Source organism: Telluria sp. LT1R51-2 (genome assembly GCF_059685775.1).
The window spans coordinates 3,769,381-3,789,944 of record NZ_JCASIM010000001.1 but is presented as its reverse complement, the minus strand read 5'-3'; the positions used below and the strand labels follow the sequence as shown (position 1 = coordinate 3,789,944).

The 20,564-nt window shown below is 64.9% G+C and carries 15 protein-coding genes; 12 read left to right on the top strand and 3 right to left on the bottom strand.

Annotated features, from left to right (window positions below):
- Positions 1-7 precede the first annotated feature (7 nt).
- From AC56LH_RS16685 to AC56LH_RS16650, 8 genes are all read left to right on the top strand, one after another.
- Positions 8-226 (top strand): hypothetical protein, encoded by a 219-nt coding sequence (locus AC56LH_RS16685; RefSeq protein ID WP_258835739.1) that lies wholly within the window; start codon positions 8-10, stop codon positions 224-226.
- Positions 223-1,068, top strand: coding sequence for an alpha/beta hydrolase (locus tag AC56LH_RS16680; protein ID WP_183556212.1), 846 nt, complete (start codon positions 223-225; stop codon positions 1,066-1,068). The genes AC56LH_RS16685 and AC56LH_RS16680 overlap by 4 nt, the downstream gene beginning before the upstream one ends.
- Positions 1,069-1,484: 416 nt before the next feature.
- On the top strand, positions 1,485-2,684 hold the full coding sequence (locus AC56LH_RS16675) for an efflux RND transporter periplasmic adaptor subunit (protein WP_499647835.1): 1,200 nt from the start codon (positions 1,485-1,487) through the stop codon (positions 2,682-2,684).
- A gap of 6 nt (positions 2,685-2,690) precedes the next feature.
- On the top strand, positions 2,691-5,873 hold the full coding sequence (locus AC56LH_RS16670; protein WP_499647833.1) for an efflux RND transporter permease subunit: 3,183 nt from the start codon (positions 2,691-2,693) through the stop codon (positions 5,871-5,873).
- Entirely contained in the window at positions 5,873-7,366 is a 1,494-nt protein-coding gene (locus tag AC56LH_RS16665) for an efflux transporter outer membrane subunit (protein WP_499647832.1), read from the top strand. Before AC56LH_RS16670 ends, AC56LH_RS16665 begins: the two co-directional genes overlap by 1 nt.
- Before the next feature lie 254 nt (positions 7,367-7,620).
- The gene (locus AC56LH_RS16660; protein WP_499647831.1) at positions 7,621-8,892 is read left to right on the top strand and encodes a glucan 1,4-alpha-maltotetraohydrolase domain-containing protein; all 1,272 of its coding nucleotides are present in this window, start codon (positions 7,621-7,623) and stop codon (positions 8,890-8,892) included.
- Positions 8,893-9,084: 192 nt separating this feature from the next.
- Positions 9,085-9,570: a DNA-deoxyinosine glycosylase gene (locus AC56LH_RS16655; RefSeq protein WP_499648503.1), complete on the top strand. Its 486-nt coding sequence runs from the start codon at positions 9,085-9,087 to the stop codon at positions 9,568-9,570.
- A gap of 135 nt (positions 9,571-9,705) precedes the next feature.
- Entirely contained in the window at positions 9,706-12,225 is a 2,520-nt protein-coding gene (locus AC56LH_RS16650) for an IPT/TIG domain-containing protein (protein ID WP_499647830.1), read from the top strand.
- A 68-nt stretch (positions 12,226-12,293) separates the two neighbouring features.
- Here AC56LH_RS16650 and AC56LH_RS16645 read toward each other — a convergent pair whose 3' ends face one another.
- Positions 12,294-13,151 (bottom strand): HDOD domain-containing protein, encoded by an 858-nt coding sequence (locus AC56LH_RS16645; RefSeq protein WP_499647829.1) that lies wholly within the window; start codon positions 13,149-13,151, stop codon positions 12,294-12,296.
- A gap of 161 nt (positions 13,152-13,312) precedes the next feature.
- Between AC56LH_RS16645 and AC56LH_RS16640 the strand changes: the two genes are divergently transcribed.
- A complete protein-coding gene (locus tag AC56LH_RS16640; RefSeq protein ID WP_499647827.1) occupies positions 13,313-13,897 on the top strand; it encodes a DNA-3-methyladenine glycosylase in 585 nt (194 codons plus the stop codon).
- Here the strand turns inward: AC56LH_RS16640 and AC56LH_RS16635 are convergent.
- Positions 13,894-15,609 (bottom strand): methyl-accepting chemotaxis protein, encoded by a 1,716-nt coding sequence (locus tag AC56LH_RS16635; protein WP_499647825.1) that lies wholly within the window; start codon positions 15,607-15,609, stop codon positions 13,894-13,896. The two genes, AC56LH_RS16640 and AC56LH_RS16635, sit on opposite strands and share 4 nt — an antisense overlap.
- An 80-nt stretch (positions 15,610-15,689) precedes the next feature.
- Entirely contained in the window at positions 15,690-16,145 is a 456-nt protein-coding gene (locus tag AC56LH_RS16630) for a cache domain-containing protein (RefSeq protein WP_499647823.1), read from the bottom strand.
- A 285-nt stretch (positions 16,146-16,430) separates the two neighbouring features.
- Between AC56LH_RS16630 and AC56LH_RS16625 the strand changes: the two genes are divergently transcribed.
- The 3 genes from AC56LH_RS16625 (at position 16,431) to AC56LH_RS16615 (ending at position 20,519) form a co-directional block, all read left to right on the top strand.
- Positions 16,431-17,825 carry a KamA family radical SAM protein gene (locus AC56LH_RS16625; RefSeq protein WP_499647821.1) on the top strand — a complete coding sequence of 465 codons (1,395 nt, stop codon included), beginning with the start codon at positions 16,431-16,433 and terminating at the stop codon, positions 17,823-17,825.
- Positions 17,826-17,854: 29 nt separating this feature from the next.
- Entirely contained in the window at positions 17,855-19,129 is a 1,275-nt protein-coding gene (locus tag AC56LH_RS16620) for an MFS transporter (RefSeq protein WP_499647819.1), read from the top strand.
- A gap of 76 nt (positions 19,130-19,205) precedes the next feature.
- Positions 19,206-20,519: a PQQ-dependent sugar dehydrogenase gene (locus AC56LH_RS16615; protein ID WP_499647817.1), complete on the top strand. Its 1,314-nt coding sequence runs from the start codon at positions 19,206-19,208 to the stop codon at positions 20,517-20,519.
- Positions 20,520-20,564 lie beyond the last annotated feature (45 nt).

Here is a 20,564-nt window from a genome sequence, read left to right as displayed (position 1 = left end):
GCAGGACATGAGTATTCGAGATGGCATTTTTACCACGGTTGCAGTCACGCTTAGCGGCGTCGCGCTGGCGGGATTGCTTTGCACGGATGCTTACTCCCGCGCCGCCGGCGCCGAAGCACGCGGCGTGCGGGCGCTGTCGATGCAGATGCAGATGAGCTGCGTCGGCGATTGCGCCGTCGTCGACGAACGCATCGTCGAACTCGAGCTCGGGCAGGTCCCGCGATGAATGCCGTGGGCGACATGCCGGAGCGCGCGCTGAAGGTACGCGACCTCGAGGTTGCGGGCGCCACCGGCCCGCTGCCGGCGCGCCTGTACGCTGCCGGCCCGGCCGCCAAGCGCGACATGCTCGTCGTGTTCTACCACGGCGGCGGCTTCGACAGCGGCGACCTCGACGAGGCGGACGACTTCCTGCGCTCGCTGGCCGAATGCGATCACCTGCCGCTGGTGCTGGCGCCGAGCTACACGCTGGCCACCGTCAGCCCGTTCCCGGCCGCCGTCGAGGATGCGCATGCGGTTCTGCAGTGGGCCAAGAAGAACAAGACCAAGCTTGGCTGGAACGGCAAGCTGCTGGTGACGGCCGGCATCGAAGCCGGCGCCAACCTGGCGGCCGTGTGCGCGCTGATGTCGCGTGATCGAGGTGGTCCGGCACTCGCTGGCCAGATCCTGGTCATGCCAATGCTCGATCCGGCCCTGAGCACCGGTTCGATGCGCCAGCTTACGCAATGCTCCGACCGCGAAAAGGCCGCCACGATCTGCGCCGAAGCCTATCGCGGCTATTTGCCCCATGCCGCTGACCGCTCGCATCCCTACGCGGCGCCGCTGCATTCGAGCCGCCTGAAGAACCTGGCACCGGCGCTGATCCTGTCGGCCGAAGACGACCCGCTGCGCGATGAAGCCGAGCTGTATGGCGCAAAACTGATCAATGCGGGCATCTGCACCACGGTGCGGCGCATGGCGCCCGCCGATCTGCAAGACCCGAACGGCCGCAATGAATGCGCCTGCAAATGGCAGGCGATGGGCGAGATTGCCAACTTCCTGGCGCGGCTGGAGGGGCGGCAGGGGGCTTGATGCCGCCGTAGGGTGGACGCGGCCGGCGAGGCGGGTTTCCCGTCCACGCGTTCGACGGACGATGGCGTGCCACAAAACCATATGGATTTGAACGCGTGGACGGCGTAGCCATCCACCCTACAGGTGCCGCCAGAATGGTAAGTAAGAGTTCATCACAATAAGAGAGTGCAAATGAATCACAACGCCCAGTCGCAGCACCTGCTCTGCACATAACGCACAGCCACCCGCCGGACTAAGCCACCGGCCCTACATCAGATAACAGAAATTTTTCCACGCCCCGGCGCGGAAGGGGATTCGTTTTGCCTGCGTTTCGTCTGGCCCGACATGCCAGCGACGCGGGACGGGGTTCTATTGTCTTTTTTTTCATCGTCGTACTTCATCGTCGTACTTCATCTTTTCTAATAAAAGGGTTAATCATGAATAACCAATCAGGGATGGGCAAACTGCGCGTCATCATCGCCGCGCTGGCAATCGCAGGTCTCGCGGGCGCCGGTATCACCGGCTGCGCGGACGCCACCAGCGACGACGCACCGGCAGCGGCAGCACCGAGTGCGCCGCCAGTCACGAGCGCCGTCGTCATTCAGCGCGCCGTGACCGAAACGCAGGAATTCTCCGGTCGCCTGGAAGCGATCGAAGTCGTTGCAATCCGCCCCCGCGTGTCGGGTTACATCACGGCCGTGAACTTCAAGCCGGGCGCCGAAGTGAAAAAGGGCGAGGTCCTGTTCGTGATCGATCCACGGCCGTATCAGGCCGAAGCCGACCGCACCAAGGCCGTCGCCGCGGCTGCACAGGCACGCGCCGACCTGGCACGCCTGGAATTGCAGCGCGCCGAGCGCCTGCTGGCCGACAAGGCCATCGCCCAGCGCGAGTTCGACGAACGTTCGGCCGGCCAGAAAGAACTGGATGCGAGCGTGCGCGCCGCCCAGGCCGAGCACGAAACGGCGCGCCTGAACCTGGCTTACACCCGTGTCACGTCGCCGATCGACGGCCGCGTGTCGAAAGCCGAGATCACCCTGGGCAACCTGGTGGATGCCACTGCAGTCCTGACCTCGGTGGTCTCGCTCGAACGCATCTACGCCAGCTTCGATGGCGATGAATCCACCTACCTGCGCGTGTCGCGCCGCACCAACGCCGGCCAGCCGGTGGACGTAAAGGTGGGCCTGGCCGGCGAAGAAGGCTTCCCGCACAGTGGCAAGCTCGAATTCGTCGACAACCAGCTTGACAGCCGCAGTGGCAGCGTACGCATGCGCGCCACGCTAGCCAACACCGACCGCGCGCTGGCGCCGGGCCTCTTTGCCCGCGTGCAGATCGCCGGCGGTGCGCCGACCCCGCAGATCCTGATCGTCGACCGCGCCATCAACACCGACCAGGACCGCAAGTTCGTGTATGTCGTCGACAAGGATGGCAAGGCCGAATACCGCAGCGTCAAACTCGGGCCCCTGGACGATGGCTTGCGCATCGTGCGCGAAGGCCTGAAACCAGGCGAGAAGATCGTCGTGAACGGGCTGCAGCGCGTGCGTCCGGGCGCTCCGATCGCCGCGCAGGTCGTGCCGATGGTGGCCAACGCCGCACCGGCTGCGGCCGCAGCCACCCCAGCGGCCGCAACGGGAGCATAAGTCACCATGAACTTTCCTAAATTCTTTGTCGACAAACCGATCTTCGCGGTCGTGCTGTCGGTGATCATCTTTGTCGCCGGCCTGATCTCGATCTTCATGCTGCCGATTTCCGAGTACCCTGAAGTCACGCCGCCATCGGTGGTGGTGCGCGCCCAGTATCCGGGCGCGAACCCGAAGGTCATCGCCGAAACGGTGGCCACGCCGCTGGAAGAGCAGATCAACGGCGTCGAAGACATGCTGTACATGTCGTCGCAGAACACGTCCGACGGCGCGCTGGCGCTGACCGTCACGTTTAAAATCGGCACCGATGTCGAGCAGGCCGAGACTGCGGTGCAGAACCGCGTGCAGCGCGCGCTGCCACGGCTGCCCGAAGAAGTGCGCCAGATCGGCGTGACGACCGTGAAGTCGTCGCCGAACCTGACGATGGTGGTCCACCTGAACTCCCCGGATGGCCGCTACGACGACCTGTACCTGCGCAACTACGCGGTGCTGAACGTGAAGGACCAGCTGGCCCGCATCAAGGGCATGGGCGAAGTCCAGCTGTTCGGCTCGGGCGACTATGCGATGCGTATCTGGCTCGATCCGCAGAAGGTCGCCGCGCGCGGCCTGAGCGCGGGCGACGTCATCGACGCGATCCGCGAACAGAACGTGCAGGTCGCGGCCGGCGTGATCGGCCAGGGGCCGGCCAAGGACGCTGATTTCCAGCTCACCGTCAACACGCAGGGGCGCCTGCAAAGCACCGACGAATTCGGCGACATCGTCCTGAAGACCAATGCCGAAGGCGGCACCACGCTGCTCAAGGATGTCGCGCGCATGGAGCTCGGTTCGAGCTCGTACGCACTGCGCTCGCTCCTGAACAACAAGTCGGCCGTCGCGATCCCGATCTTTGCCGCCCCTGGCGCGAACGATCTGCAGCTGTCCGCCGACGTGCGCACGACGATGGAAGCGCTGTCGCAGGACTTCCCGGAAGGCGTGAAGTACTCGATCGTGTATGACCCGACCCAGTTCGTGCGCGAGTCGATCAACTCGGTCATCGTGACGCTGTTCGAAGCGGTGGTGCTGGTTGCGCTGGTGGTGATCATCTTCCTGCAGACCTGGCGCGCCTCGATCATTCCGCTGCTGGCCGTGCCGGTGTCGGTGGTGGGTACCTTTGCCGTGATGCTGGCCTTCGGTTTCTCGATCAATACGCTGTCGCTGTTCGGCCTCGTGCTGGCCATCGGTATCGTGGTCGACGATGCGATCGTGGTGGTGGAAAACGTCGAGCGCAATATCGCCGATGGTCTGAATCCGCGCGATGCGACGATCCAGGCGATGAAGGAAGTCAGCGGCCCGATCATCGCCATCGCGCTGGTACTGTGCGCCGTGTTCGTGCCGATCGCGTTCGTGTCGGGCCTGACCGGCCAGTTCTATCGCCAGTTCGCACTGACCATCGCGATTTCGACCGTGATCTCGGCGTTTGCCTCGCTGACGCTGGCGCCGGCCCTGTCGGCTGCCTTGCTGAAGCCGCACAACGCACCGAAAGACCGCCTGACGCGCATGATCGACGCCGTGCTGGGTCGCTTCTTCGGCGCCTTCAACCGCTTCTTCGGCCGCTCGTCGGTGCGCTATGAACATGGCGTGAAGGGTGTCCTGCGTCGCAAGAGCGCTTCGGTCGCTGTCTACCTGGCGCTGGCTGTGGCTGCGGTGTTCATGTTCAAGGCAGTGCCGCCGGGCTTCGTGCCACCGCAGGACAAGGCGTACCTGATCGGCTTCGCGCAACTGCCGGACGCCGCTTCGCTCGACCGCACCGACGCCGTGATCCGCCAGATGTCGAAGATCGCCCAGGAGATTCCCGGTGTCGAATCGTCGATCGCCTTCCCGGGCCTGTCGATCAACGGCTTTACCAATGCGCCGAACGCTGGCATCGTGTTCGTCGGCCTGAAATCGTTCGACCAGCGCAAGGACAAGGCGAAAAGCGCCGAAGCCATCGCCGCCGAGATCAACAAGCGCATGGGCGCCGTCGAAGATGCATTCGTCATGGTGCTGTCGCCACCGCCGGTCAATGGCCTCGGTACGACGGGCGGCTTCAAGATGATGATCGAAGACCGCGGCAACGTCGGCTACGAAGAGCTGAACAAGGCAGTCCAGGCACTGACGGCCAAGGCCGCGCAGACGCCGGAACTGGCCGGCGTGTTCTCGGGCTTCCAGATCAACGTGCCGCAGCTGTACGCGGACATCGATCGGGTGAAAGCCAAGCAGCTGGGCGTGCCGCTGGCGAGCATCAACCAGACCTTGCAGGTGAACCTTGGCTCGCTGTACGTGAACGACTTCAACCAGTTCGGCCGCACGTACCAGGTGCGGGTGCAGGCCGACGCGCCGTTCCGTTCGCAGCGCGAGCAGATCGAGCAGTTCAAGGTGCGCAGCAATACGGGCGAAATGATTCCGCTGTCGTCGATGATGCGCGTGAAGGACACGTATGGTCCGGACCGCGTGACGCGCTACAACGGCTATGTGTCGGCCGAGATGAATGGCGGCGCGGCGCCCGGCGTGTCTTCCGGCCAGGCGCAGGCGGCGATGGAACGCATCGCCAAGGAAGTTCTGCCAAAGGGTGTGTCGTATGAGTGGACCGAGCTGACCTACCAGGACGTCCTGTCGGGTAACACGATGATCTATGTGTTCCCGCTGTGCGTGCTGCTGGTGTTCCTGGTGCTGGCGGCCCAGTACGAAAGCTGGACGCTGCCGCTGTCGGTGATCCTGATCGTGCCGATGTCGATCCTGTGCGCGCTCATCGGCGTCAAGCTCACCGGTGGCGACAACAATGTGTTCACGCAGATCGCACTGTTCGTGCTGGTCGGGTTGGCGTCGAAGAACGCGATCCTGATCGTCGAATTTGCCCGCGAGCTGGAAGACCATGGCCGCAGCGTCGTCGAAGCTGCGCTGGAAGCGAGTCGCCTGCGTCTGCGGCCGATCCTGATGACGTCGATCGCGTTCATCGCCGGCGTGGTGCCGCTGGTGTTCTCGAGCGGCGCGGGCGCCGAGATGCGCCACGCCATCGGTGTCGCCGTGTTCTGGGGCATGCTGGGCGTGACCTTCTTCGGCCTGTTCCTCACGCCGCTGTTCTACGTGTTGCTGCGCTCGCTGGCCAAGCGTTTTGAAAAACCCGCGCACACCGCGCCTGCGGTGGCGCACAGCGCAGAAGGAGTGCACTGATGAATACGATGATTGCAAAGGGCGTCGCGCCCCTGCTGGCGGCGCTGCTGCTGACGGCCTGCGCCACGCCCGACTTCGTGCAGCCGCACATCGCTACGCCGGACGCCTTCCGCGAGTCGCAGGCACCAGTGCCGGCAGCGGAAGTAGCCGGCATCGACGGCGCGCGCTGGAAGCCGGCGCAGCCGGCCGAGCAGCAGCCGCGCGGCCAATGGTGGCTGGCTTTCAATGATCCGGCCCTCACGGCTCTGATCGACGAAGCCGCCGCCAATAATGCCAACCTGTCGGTTGCGGCCAGCCGCGTCAAGCAGGCGCGCGCGATTGCCGGTATCGCCGAAGCGGACCGCATCCCGCAGGTCGGCGTGGGCATCGGCGCCCAGCGTGCACGCCTGTCGCCGCGCGAATCGAACCTGCCGCAAGGCGTGGGGACCGATGCTTACACCAGCTACAGCGCGCGCCTGTCGGCCAGCTACGAAGTCGATCTGTTCGGCCGCGTGGCAGCCGGCGTGTCGGCGGCGCGGGGCGATGCGGCGACGTCCGAAGCCAACTTCCGCTCGGTGCTGCTGGCCTTGCAGGCCGACGTTGCGCAGACCTATTTCAGGCTGCGCGCGCTCGATGCCGAGCTGGTGACGCTGGCCGACACGGTGCGGCTGCGTGAAGAAAGCATCAAGGTCACGCAGCGCCGCTTCGATCTGGGCGACATCGGTGAATTCGATCTGTCGCGGGCCCGCACCGAGCTGTCCACGGCGCGCGCCGAAGCCATCGGCGTGCAGCGCCAGCGCGCCACGACCGAGCACGCGCTCGCAGTCCTGCTGGGCAAACCGGCAGCCGATTACGTGGCCGGTCCGAGCCCGTTGCTCGATGCGAGCCTGATGCCGGCAATTCCTGCCGGCCTGCCATCATCGCTGTTGGAGCGCCGGCCCGACATTGTTGCCGCCCAGCGCGCGATGGAAGCGTCGAACGCCCGCATCGGCGTGGCGCGCGCGGCGATGTTCCCTGCCTTGACCATCAATGCCGATGGCGGCGGCGTGGGCGGCGTGTTCTCGGAAGTGTTCAAGTGGAGCAGCCGTTCGTGGGTGCTCGGGGCTCTGGCCTCGATGCCGATCATCGACGGTGGCCGCAACCGCAACAACATCGTGCGCAGCGAAGCGGTGCTCGAAGAATCGGTGGGTACCTATCGCCAGAGCGTGCTGGTGGCGTTTGCCGAGGTCGAGGACAACCTGGCCGGCCTGCGCATCCTGGCAGGGCAGGCCGGTGAGATCGACGCGGCCGTGGTCTCGGCGCGCCGCTCGGCCGATCTGGCGCAAAAGCTGTACGACGCCGGCCGCTCGAGCTATCTGGAACTGCTCGACGCCCAGCGCAACCTGGCGGTCGTGGAGCGTACGGCGGTGCAGTTGCGCGGCGAGCGCGCATTGACGACAGTGGCGCTGATTCGCGCGCTGGGCGGCGGTTGGGATGCGACGCAGCCAGTGAATGCGGCGGTGGCGCAACGCTGATCCCTGAATAAAAATTGTTTGCCCTTTGCGGCGGTGCGTGTGAACGCACCGCCGCTTTTTTCGTCGGTGTAGCAAAACTACAAAAATATTCAGATTCAATTGACTCGGTTAAACGACAAGAACAGAATCTGTGGGCCGAAAGTGTCCGCTCAGAGACCACGGCAACCGGTTACGTAGTTTATCTACGTGACCAACAGTACGTCCGTCGATGTCCTGAAGGACTGAAACACATCAATTACACCGGAGGAGACAAAATGAAGAAAAGCATCATCGCCATGCTTGCCACCAGCGTTGTGGCACTGAGCAACCCGGCCCTGGCCGCCACCCCGCCTGCCCAGGCGGGCAACAGTTCAGCCGTGCTGCTGCAGGGCTTCCACTGGAACTCGTCGAGCGCCAGGAGCCCGAACTGGTACAACACCCTGCAGGGCAATGTTGGCGAGCTGAAGACCATGGGCTTTAGCCACGTCTGGTTCCCACCGCCGTCCGATTCGGCGGCCTCGCAGGGTTATCTGCCGCGCCAGCTGAACAATCTGAATTCCGCTTATGGCAGCTCGGCCGAACTGACCAACGTCGTGCGCGCCTTCACGAACAGCGGCATCAAGGCAGTGGCCGACGTCGTCGTCAACCACCGCGTCGGCACCACCGGCTGGTCGGATTTCACCAATCCCAACTGGACCACGTATTCGATCGTCAACAACGATGAGTGCAACTGCGGCCTGGGCAGCGCCGATACGGCGCTCGGCTTCAACGGTGGGCGCGACCTGGACCACCGCAACGTCGGCGAAGTCCAGAACGGCATCACCACGTGGCTGAACTACACGCTCAAACCCGTGGGCTTTACCGGCATGCGGGTGGACTATGTACGCGGCTTCAGCCCCAGCTACGTCGGGCAGTATGCGAATGCCTTCAACGCCGAGTTCTGTGTCGGCGAGCTGTGGAACGACCTGAACCTGAACAACGTCGATGCACACCGCCAGGAAATCATGAACTGGATTAACGGGACCAGCAACAGCTGCGGCGCATTCGACTTCACTACCAAGGGCCTGCTCAACGACGCACTGGCCAACGGCAACTACTGGCGCCTGAAGGATGCCGCCGGCAAGCCGCAGGGCGCTATTGGCTGGTGGCCAGCGATGGCAGTGACCTTCGTCGACAACCACGACACCGGTCCGTCCGAAAGCTGCGGCAACGGCCAGAACCACTGGGCGGTGCCGTGTGGCGCGGTGATGGAGGGTTACGCCTATGTGCTGAGCCACCCGGGCATTCCGACCGTGTACTACCCGCACATCTACAACTGGGGCCTGAAGACCCCGATCGCTGCGCTGATGGCAGCACGCCGGGCGGCTGGCGTGACATCGACGTCGCCGGTGGCGATCCAGCAGGCAGCGCAGGGATTGTATGCGGCAGTCGTCACGGGCAACACGCGCCAGCTCGCGATGAAGATCGGGCCGAACGCCTGGAGCCCGGCCGGCACGGGTTGGGTGCTGCAGACGTCGGGCAGCAATTACGCGGTGTGGATGAAGTAGGGCGGCGCAGTCGCCGGACCGGCCGCTGACGGCAGCGGCCGGTTATTCGCACGCCGCTGCGGTGCGGCGTGTGCGTGGCAGCGTTACAATGCAGCCATGGCGGGCGCACCCGCATGTGTGCTCACCTGTCTTGCACCCGTCATCGACGCCACGTGTTCTTTCTACCAATTCACTGCGAACGACGCCGTACCCATGCTAGTTGGCTTGCCTCCCGTGGTCGATGAACGGACCCGTATTGTCATTCTTGGCAGTTTTCCCGGTGAGGCGTCACTCGCGGCAAAGCAGTACTACGCCCATCCAAGAAATCAGTTCTGGCGGCTGATGTCTGCAGTGATCGGTGAGCCTCTTGCCGATACCGATTACGACGGGCGGTTGGCGCGCCTGCTTGCTCACCAGATCGGCTTGTGGGACACCGTTGCTGCCTGCAAGCGTGAGGGCAGCCTCGACGCTGCCATTCGCCAGGCTCAGGCCAATGAATTGAGCGTTCTGGAGCGGCACTGCCCGCACCTCGTGCGCGTCTGCTTCAATGGCAAAACCTCCGGAAAATCAGAGCAGCGTTTTCGCACGGCAGGCTTCGACACCCTGGTATTGCCGTCATCATCGCCAGCCAATGCGCAGATGTCGTTTGATGACAAGTTGACTATCTGGCAGAAGATCGGCAATCGGGCATCAGGTTGACACAATAATGACGTGTTGTTTCTTTGCACGAATTTAGTGCATCCTTGCCTACAGGCACGCAAATTTGACGCTGTAAAAGTTTCCACGCTGCACTTATTCAGAGACAATGGTCGCTATTGATCTGAAGAGACCGTCATGAAAAGCCTGCCCATCCGCCGCACTACGCGTCATCCTCGCCGTCCCCTCTCCGTACGCGCTGCTGCGCCCATGTGTCTGCTCGTCGCCCTGGCTGGCTGCGGTGGCGGCGGCGGCGGCGGCGATGCCGCGCCTGTCGTTACTGCCGCAACCACGGCTGTCGTCAACAGTGTGTCGAGCACCAGCGTCGAGGTTGGCAAGACCTTGACTGTCACTGGCAGCAATCTCGACCGCGTCACCAGTTTTACCGTCAATGGCAGCAGCCTGCGCATCGTTGCCGTCAGCGCCAGCAGCGCCACCCTGGCCATGCCGGATACGGCCACGAGCGGTGTGCTGACACTGATGGTCAATGGCGCCAGCATGACCACTGGCTTCAGTCTGACGGCGTACCCGACCATGACTGTGACCGGCTATGCACCGTCGTCGGCCGCGGCCGGCGCCACCGTGGTGGTGACCGGTACCGGCCTTGGCACAGTCAGCCAGGTGCGTTTCGCCAATGGCAGCACGGCTGCCGTTACCCAGCCACACGACGACACGAGTGTCAGCTTTGTGGTGCCGGAAGGTGCCGCCAGCGGCGCCATCGTGCTGGTGAGCCCTTACCGCGAAACGAGCACGGGCAGCTTTACCGTGTTGTTACCCGTGACGGTCACGTCCATTTCGTCGAGCAGCGACAGCGTGCTGCGCGTGACAGTATCGGGGACCAACCTGAATACCGTGACCGGCGCCAGGGTTGGCAACGTGTCCGCTGTCATCAATCAGGCCAGCGCTTCCGAGCTGACCTTGACGGTGGCGCTGGGAACCTCGGGCACCGTGGTGTTGACGTCACCAGCCGGCGACCTGAGCGCAGGCGCGGTCGCGGCGCAGAACTACACGATCGGCATGGTGGATGTGGCACAGGTGTTCAGCCGTAGTATCAGCAACACCGCGCTCAAGATCACGCCGGGCCGGCCTGTGCTGGTGCGGGCCTCGGTGTTGGGATTGAGCGCCAATCTTGACAGCCCGACCGTCAAGCTGACCGGGGTTACCGCCGCAGGCGCCGCGCTTGGCTCGCTGACGATGAGTGGCCCGGCCAGGCTGCCGACCAGCCGCGATGAATATGATCTGGCCAATACCTTCTCGGTGGTGGTACCCGATACCTGGGTCAAACGCGGCCTCAAGCTGGCGGTCTCGGCTACCAGTGCCGACAACCATGTGGTGGCAGGCCCGACCCATGTCCCGGCAATTGGCAGTGACACCAGGATTCATCTGTACCTGGTGCCGATCAGCTATAACGGTGTAACCGCTAAACCGCCTGCCAGCTTGCAGGCGGTAAAAGACGCATTCCTGCGGACCTATCCGTATGCACCCAACGATGTCGTCGTCAGTCTGCGTGCGCCGCTGGTGGTGACTGGTTCCGGAAGCACCGCTGATTCGGCGTGGTGGGACGATGCGCTGACCCAGCTCGAAACGGCACGCTCGGCCGAACAGCCTGCCGGCGTCTACTATGGACTAGTGCACAAGGATACAAACGCCGGCATCGTCGGCCTGGGCTATGTCAACAACCGCAATACTGGCGCCGGCTTCCCTTCGGCCATCGGCATTGAGGCGGATACGTCGGTCGGCAGCGTCAGCGACCCGTTTGGCAATCTGTGGCCCGCCTGGCTGGCCACCATGCTGCACGAGGTCGGGCATAATCATTCGCTCGAACATGTGGCCGGCTGTAACAATCCGGATGCGACCGATCCGGCGTATCCCTATAGCGGCGGGGCGCTGGGTCCGATGCCTGTCTACAACAGCTTGTACGCTGGCGTGGCACCGGGCGGATTGAAAAAGGCAGTGTACGGACCGTTCAACACGCCAATGAAGGATGTCATGACCTACTGCGCCGACGGCGCCTGGCTGTCCGATTTCAGTTACGCGGCAGCGCAGACGTTTGCGGAAGCACGCAGCGCCATCTATCCCGCGCCACGCATGCTGGCGTCCGATCGCAGCACCGGTGACTACCTGACGGTGTCGGGCTCGATCAGCGGTAGTACGGTGAGGCTGAACCCGGCGGACGCCTCGAGCCAGCGGCGCTACGCGGCTGCGATCGGTGCGAGTCACGACTACACCTTGCGCGTGCGCACCACCGCCGGTCAGACGTTCGACTATGCGTTCGACGCCATGCGGGTCGGTGACGGCGAAGCCGGTGTGCGCCACTTCAACGTCAGCCTGCCGAACCCTGGCGAGGTCAGCGGTATCGACGTGCTCTACAAAGGCACGAAGCTGGTCCAGCCGGCCGCCAGGACCACGGCCGCAGGCGGTGCGCCCAGCTTCGCTGCACAGTTGAGCGATGGTAAGTTGAATCTGACCTGGAATGCCGGCGCCGAACCGGCGGCCACGGTGGTGTATGTGGCAGCCGACGGCAGCCGCATGTTATTGGCCAAAAACTTGCGTGGTGGTAGCGCCAGCGTCGATGTCAAGACGCTGCCGGCCGGCGGCAGCTTCGAGGTAAGCCTGTCGACCAGCATCAAGGCGCGCCTGGTGAACGTGGCGCGCTAGTTTCCGGCGCCGGGTATCTGTGCCGCGCCAAGGCCGCCGCCATGCCGGGGCGGCAGGCGCGTCACGCCTCATTCTTCGTGAAACGCTTCCAGCAGTTCGTCCATGATCTCGGCGGTTTCTTCGTCCGACAGGCCCAGATACGCGCACGCTGCGACGCCGCCCTTGTTCCATTCGTTTGACTCGGCGTGCCCTTGGTAGCGGCAGATCGCGTTCTCGGCCAGCAGCGACAGGGCAACCAGCGAGCGCACCGGCCCTGCCGTGGCGGCATCGTCGATCACGGCGAAATCGTGATGGTGCAGGATGGCCCAGGCCACGTGGTCGGACAAGCCCCAGTTGCGGGCCAGCAGGCAACCCATCGCGGCGTGACTGGTCGCGTGGCGTTCGTTTTCCAGGTCGGTGAACGGGCGGTGGGCTTCCATCGACGCCGCGCCGTAGGTTGCTTCGTAGTCCTTGAAACGGTCCATCAGGAGCGGCACACCGGTGTCGCAGAACAGGCCGAACGTGTGCGCCACATCGGCTTCGCCCATGCGCAGGCGACGCGTCAGGAACACCATCGCGTGCGCGCGGCGGGTCGAGATGTCCCAGAAGCTGGCCAGTGCGGCGCTGTTGACGGGAATTGCCTGGCGCGCCAGCAGTCCGGTCATCAGGGCCGCCACCTGGTTAATCCCCAGGAACAGGATGGCCTGCTCGATCGACTTGGCCTTGCGGCGCCCGCCGTAGACGGCCGAATTGGCCAGCTTGAGCAGGGCGCCGGACATGCCCACGTCGCTGGCCACAATCCGGCCGATGGCGTCGGGCGATGGATCCTCGGCCCCCAGCTCGCGCTGCAGATCGGCGAGCAGGCTCGGCCGCGGTGGAATGCGGATCGACTTGATCAGGGCATCGACCTGGTCGGTTTGGGGGGCGGATTCGACGACGGTATTCATGAAATGGCGGGGCGCGAGAGGGCATCTCGGACGTTGCGGGGGAACGTGTCACTATACTCCAGCCACCAAAATATTGCAGCAAGGCAATGTGCAAATCGACTGGCTAATGTAGCAATTCAACCATAGCGCCAAAGCACTGGCGTGCGCGCTAGAATCCCGACATGGTTCATTCAACAATTGCAGGGATTGATTTTTCAGCCGACGCCGCTACCGTGGCGCGTCAGCTGATCGGGGTGACGGTGCTGCTTGACGGCATTGGCGGGCGCATCGTCGAGACCGAGGCCTATGACCGCGAAGATCCGGCGTCGCACGCGTTTGCCGGCGAGACCGAGCGCAATGCCTCGATGTTCGGGCCGCCCGCGCATGCCTACGTGTACCGCTCGTACGGGATCCACTGGTGCCTGAACTTCGTGTGCCGCGAAGCGGGGCACGGCGCCGGTGTTCTGATCCGCGCGCTGGAACCGGTGGCCGGGCTGGATGTCATGCGCGCGCGCCGCGATGTACTTGATGAGCGTGCGCTGTGTTCGGGGCCGGGCAAGTTGTGCCAGGCGCTGGGCGTCACGCGTGCGCACGACGGGATGGCGCTGGCGGGGGCATCGTTTTCCTTGCTGCCGGCAGAGGCGGGCCTGGTCGTCGTGGAAGGCATCCGCATCGGTATCTCGAAGGCGGTCGATGTGCCATGGCGCTTCGGTCTGGCTGGCTCGCGCTTTCTGAGCCGGCCAATCCGCGGCCAGGCCAGCAACTAAACCGACCCGCGCCGGCGCGCCGTCGCCGGCGGCAGGGCCGGCACCGGCTTCGCGCGCATCGTGCTGGCGCGGCTGCGGCGATCGGCCACGCCCTGGAAGCCCATCGCCGGCGCGTCGTCGTGCGCTTTTTCCATTCCTTCCACTTCTTCGACGTCGTCGTCACCCGGCGCGATGCGGAAGATCGCCACGGCCCTGGCCAGGTTGACGGTCTGCTCGTGCAGGCTTTCAGCCGCCGCTGCGGCCTGTTCGACCAGCGCTGCATTCTGCTGCGTCATGCTGTCCATCTGCCCGACCGCGCGATTGACGTCGGCGATGCCGTCGGCCTGCTCGGTGCTGGCGATGCTGATGCGCCCGATGATGTCGTTTACCTGGCGCACCGACGAGACGATGTCACCCATGCTGGCGCCGGCTTCGCTGACCGACGCGTTGCCCCGTTCGATGATGCTGACCGAGTCCGCGATCAGGCCCTTGATCTCTTTGGCCGCTGCCGCCGAGCGCTGCGCCAGCGTGCGCACTTCGGACGCCACCACGGCAAAGCCGCGCCCCTGTTCGCCGGCGCGCGCCGCTTCCACCGCTGCATTCAGGGCCAGGATATTGGTCTGGAACGAAATGCCGTCAATGACGCCGATGATCTCGACGATCTTGCGCGAGCTGGCCTGGATCGATTCCATCGTCGTCACCGCCCCTTGCACCGCCTGGCCGCCGCGCGCAGCCAGCTGCGCCGCTTCGGCCGCGAGCTCGGACGCCTGGCGCGCATTGCTGGCGTTGTCCTTGACCGCCGTGGTCAGGGTCTCCATCGTGCTGGCCGTCTGCTCGAGCGAACTGGCCTGCATCTCGGTGCGGCTCGACAGATCCATATTGCCGGTGGCGATTTCGCGCGATGCCGTATCGATCGAGCGCACCGACGTCATCACGCTGCGCAGCGCGGCATTCAGGCGTGCGATCGTGTGATCCAGCGCGCGGCCCGTGTCGGCGATTTCGTCGCGGCCCTGCGCGTCCACCGGCGGCGCATCGAGCCGGCCTTCGGCCAGTTCGCCGACCGTGTGCGCGATCGAATGGATCCCGGCCAGCATTGCGCGCCGCACCAGCATCGTCACCGCCAGCGACAGCGTGATCGACAGCAGCACCAGGCCGGCCATGGTCCAGCCCAGCGTACGGAACTCGGCCCTGGCGGCGGCGTACGCCTCCTGGTTCATGGTCTTTTCGATCTGCGCCAGCTGCGTCAGCGCGGCGTCGAGCGCGCCAAACTGCTGCTCGGCCTTCTGCATCGCATTGGTGGCGATCGACTGGTCCACGGCCGCCATCTCGATCGTCTCGCCGATCGCCTTGCGATAGCGCGCCAGCGCTGCCTGCGACGCTGTGACCGGCGCGCGCTCTTCCTGCTCGGCGGCGTGCGCGAACTTGCCCAGTTTGTCGCCGATGGCGGCGTGCCGGTGGCCGATGTCGGCGGTCAGCGCGCGCAAGCGGTTCTGCGCGAAGCTGCCGTTGGTCCAGGCCAGCAACTGGTAGGCGTTGGCGTGCGCAAAGCGCGCCTCGCCGGCGACATCGGCCACCGCCTGCAGGCGCGCGGCGCGCACCTGCACCATGTGTTCGAGCGAAGCGTTCTGGCGCACCATGCCGTAGTAGGCGGCGCCCGACAGCATGGTCAGCAGCACGAGCACGAGGCCCGGGGCCAGCAGCAGTTTCTGGCCGATCCGCAGTTTGTTCAGCATGGGTCACTCCACAAAAAAAGCTGCCATCGCGGGCAGGGCGACGGCAGCGACAGCAGGGGATGCGCGAGGCCGGCGCAGGCTTATTTCTTGTAGATGCCCGCTTCGAGCACCACGCCGTCGACCAGCAGGATGTAGGTGGTCTTGGGCTCGATCTTGCCGGTGGCGGGATTCTTGTACTGGTAATCGACCCAGCCCTTGCCCTTGGACGCGGCCAGGTCGATGATCTCGCGCCGGTACTTCTTGCCGTTCGCATCGGGCACGTCGGTCAGGTCCTTGCCGACGATCGACGGGTTGTAGGGGTGGGCCAGCACGATGCCGGTCTTGACGTCGCGCAGGTCGATGTACAGCGGGCCCTGGACGAATTCCGGATCCTTGGCATTGATGCGCTTCATCATTTCACCCTTGCCCTTGGCCTTGATCAGGGCGGCGCCGCGCTCGGCCATGGCGATGGCGTCCTTCTCGGTGGGTTCGTTGGCCAGGGCGGCGGTCGATGCCAGCCCCAGGCACAGGGCGGCGGCAGTGGCGATCAGTTTCATGGCGGTCCTTTCGCGTTGAATGCATCAGAAATATTGCTTAAGTGCATTCACTACTCTAGCGGCGCGTGCCTCTGGCGGATTGCGCACGCACAAGCGCCTGGAAATCGCACTGTCTGCCGTTGCGCCGATGCCGCACTATTTCCTACTGCAGCCCGTGATTGTCCTATCCACGCTGTCAGACACCATCTCATTGATTGATGGCAATTGGTGTTCATTCGGCCTGCCTAAGATGGGTTCTTTCCGGCAATTCGCCGGCTTTCCCACCGTCTTCTTCTGGAGTTCTCCGTGAACACGACTGCAACGACGCCCACCAAGTTCAAGCCCTTCACGCGCCAGTCGATCGTGACCGCGCGCCAATGGGAATGGCTCACGCCCGAGCTGCAGGAAGCCGTGCAGGTGATCTCGCACGTGCTGCCGTTTCGCACCAATGCGTACGTGATGGATACGCTGATCGACTGGTCGCGCGTGCCGGACGATCCGATCTACCGGCTGACGTTCCCGCACCGCGACATGCTCCCTGTCGCCGAATACGAGCAGCTGCGCGAGCTGGTGCTGGTCAAAAAAGATGACGCCGCCATCGCGCGCCTGGTGCACGCGATCCGCATGCGCATGAATCCCCACCCGGCCGGCCAGATGACGCACAACGTGCCGCGCGTGAACGATGCGCCGCTCAAGGGCTTGCAGCACAAGTACAAGGAAACGGTGCTGTTTTTCCCGAGCGCCGGCCAGACCTGTCACGCCTATTGCACCTTTTGCTTTCGCTGGCCGCAGTTCGTCGGCATGGACGAGCTGAAGTTCGATGCGCGCGAGTGCGGCGAACTGGTGGACTACCTGAAGGTGCACACCGAGGTCACCGACGTCCTGATCACCGGGGGCGACCCGATGATCATGAACACGCGCTCGCTGGCCGAATTCCTCGAGCCGCTGTTGATCCCCGAACTGGACCACATCCAGAACATCCGCATCGGCACCAAGTCGGTCGCGTACTGGCCGCAGCGCTTCGTGTCCGACAAGGACAGCGACGACCTGATGCGCCTGTTCGAGAAGGTGGTCGCCAGCGGCAAGAACCTGGCCATCATGGGCCACTACAACCACGCGGTCGAACTGCGTGCACCGATCGCGCAGCAGGCGGTCAAGCGCATCGTCGGCACCGGCGCCACGCTGCGCATGCAGGGGCCGCTGATCCGCCACATCAACGAAGACCCGAAAAGCTGGGCCGAGCTGTGGACCACGGGTGTGCGCCTGGGCGCGATTCCCTACTATATGTTCGTCGAGCGCGACACCGGTCCGCGCGACTACTTCGCACTGCCGCTGGCGCGCGCCCACGAGATTTTCCAGGAAGCCTATTCGATGGTCTCGGGCCTGTCGCGCACCGTGCGCGGGCCGTCGATGAGCGCGTTCCCCGGCAAGGTCGTGATCGACGGCGTTGTCACGATCAATGGCGAAAAGCTGTTCGCGCTGCAGTTTCTGCAGGCCCGCAATCCCGAATGGGTGCGGCGGCCGTTCTTTGCCAGATACGACGCCACGGCGACCTGGCTCGATCACCTGAAACCCGCGTTCGGGCGCGACCGCTTCTTCTTCGAAACGGAAAGCGGCGGTCCGCTGCGGGGCGCGGGCGGTCGCGTGATCCCGCTGGTGCCGGCCGGCCAGCGCGGCCACGCCCAGCCCGACGCGGCGTAACGGTACGACGTTCAGCGAGAGCCTGCGCCATGCAGCCCGCCGCCACATTGACTGCGCCCGCCACCCCACGCCTGTCCGGGTTGGCGGTGTTCGTGTACGTGTTCGTGCCGTTCGCGCTGGGGCATTATCTGTCCTCGCTGCTGCGCAACGTGAACGCGGTGCTGGCGTCGCAACTGGCGAGCGCGCTCGCGCTGACGCCGGGCCAACTGGGGCTGCTCACCAGCGCGTTCTTCTTTGCGTTCGCGCTGGTCCAGCTGCCGGTGGGGATGGCGCTGGACCGTTACGGGCCGCGTCGCGTGCAGGTGGCGATGCTGCTGGTGGCATCCTGCGGCGCAGTGCTGTTTGCGCGTGGCGGTGGCTTCTGGAGCCTGCTGGTGGCGCGCGCCGTGATGGGGTGCGGCCTGGGTGGGTGCTTCATGGCGGCGGTCAAGGCCGTGTCGATCTGGATCGCACCCAGCCGGCTGCCATCGGTGCACGGCTACCTGATCGCCGTGGGCGGCATGGGCGCGGCCAGCGCGACGATGCCGGTACGCGCGATGCTCGCGTACACCGACTGGCGCGGCCTGTTCATGCTGCTGGCCGGCCTGGTTGCCTGCACGGGGCTGTTGATTGCGCTGCTGTATCCCAAGACTGAGGATGCGGCGCCCGGCCGGAGTCCGTTATCACCGCTCTTGCCGGCGCTGCGCGAGGTCTGGCGCGCGCCCGGCTTTCGCGCCGTGGTGGCGCTGGTACTGGTGCCGCACGCGGTGTTCTTCGGCGTGCAGGGCCTGTGGATCGGGCGCTGGCTGGCCGACGTGGCGCTGTATCCGGAAGACGCCGTCGCTTACCTGCTGTATCTGGGCATGGCGGGGGTGGTGTTCGGGGCCATTGCGGTGGGGATGATCACCGAGTGGGCCGGGCGACGCGGCATGCCGCCGCTCGATGTGGCGGCGGCCGGCATCACGATGTTCGTGCTGATCCAGGCCGCGTTCGTGGTCGGTTACCGGCCCAGTTTCCAGTGGCTGTCGGTGATGTTCACGCTGGCGGGCACGGTCACCGGCATCGACTACGCGATCGTGGCCCAGTCGATGCCACGGGCCCTGACCGGGCGCGCTGCCACCTTCCTGAACCTCTTGATCTTCATCGGCGCCTTTCTGGTGCAGGCGGGCTTTGGCGTGGTGATCGGGCTGTGGCAGCCCGACCTGCTGGGCCACGCGCCTGCCGCCGCCTACCGCTGTGCGTTCGCGCTGCTGGTTCTGATCCAGGTGCCGGGGTTGTGGCAGTACGCGCGGCGCCGCAGAGGGGCGCCCCTGCCGGCCGTCTGAGATTGCTCCGGCGTAACGTACGTGGTGTAATGTTTTGTCAATATAAGATTTCCCCACTATATTCTGGGGGAACACCATGCGACATCATCTTCCGCGCCTGTGCGCCGGCGCCACCATCCTGTTGCTGGCGGCATGCGGCGACAAGTCGACGCTGCCGCAAGGCGCCGACATCGGGCCGCAGCCCGAGCTCAAGGCGCCCAACAAGACCCTGATCCCGACGGTCAACATCGCCAAGGCCACCGGCTGGCCGGCTGGCGTGATGCCCACGGCGGCGGCCGGCCTGGAAGTGAACGCTTTTGCCACGGCGCTGGACCATCCGCGCTGGGTGTACGTGCTGCCCAATGGCGACGTGCTGGTGGCCGAGTCGAATGCCCCGGCCAAGCCGGACGCGGGTGGGATTCGCAACTGGATACAGAGCAAGGTGATGGCCCGCGCCGGCGCCGGCGTGCCGAGTGCGAACCGCATCACGCTGCTGCGCGATGCCGACGGCGACGGTGTGGCCGAACTCAAAACGGTCTTCCTGAAAAACCTGCATTCGCCATTCGGCATGGCGCTGGTGGGCGACATGCTCTACGTGGCCAATGCCGATGCCATCGTGCGCTTCAACTACAAGGAAGGCGCCACCGAAATCACGCAAGCCGCGCAGCCGGTCGCGCCGCTGCCGGCCGGGCTGAATCACCACTGGACCAAGAACATCATCGCCAGCCAGGATGGCAAGAAGCTCTACGCCACGGTCGGCTCGAACAGCAATGCCGCCGAAAACGGCATGGACGTCGAAAAGAACCGCGCTGCGATCCTTGAAGTGGACCTGGCCAGCGGGGCCACGCGTGTGTTCGCGTCGGGCCTGCGCAATCCGAACGGCATGGCGTGGAATCCGGATACGGGCGCGCTGTGGACGGTCGTAAACGAGCGCGATGAAATCGGCAGCGACCTGGTGCCCGACTACCTGACGTCGGTGAAGGAGGGCGGCTTCTACGGCTGGCCGTACAGCTACTACGGCAAGAATGTCGACGCGCGCGTCAAGCCGCAGCGACCGGACCTGGTGGACAAGGCGATCGTGCCCGATTACGCGCTGGGCGCACACGTGGCCGCACTGGGCCTGACGTTCTATGAAGGCACGCTGCTGCCGGCGCAGTACCGCAACGGCGCAATCATCGGCAACCACGGTTCCTGGAACCGCAAGCCGCGCTCGGGCTACAACGTCGTGTTCATTCCGTTCAGGGATGGCATGCCAAACGGGAAGCCGGTCGATATCCTCAGTGACTTCGTCAACAAGGATGGCGAAGCGCAGGGCCGGCCGGTGGGCGTTGCCGTGGACAAGAAGGGCGCAGTGCTGGTGGCGGACGATGTCGGCAATGTGATCTGGCGGGTGGTGCCGGACGCCGGTTGATCATTAGCTGATCGCCAGTTCGTAGGGTGGACGGCTCCGCCTTCC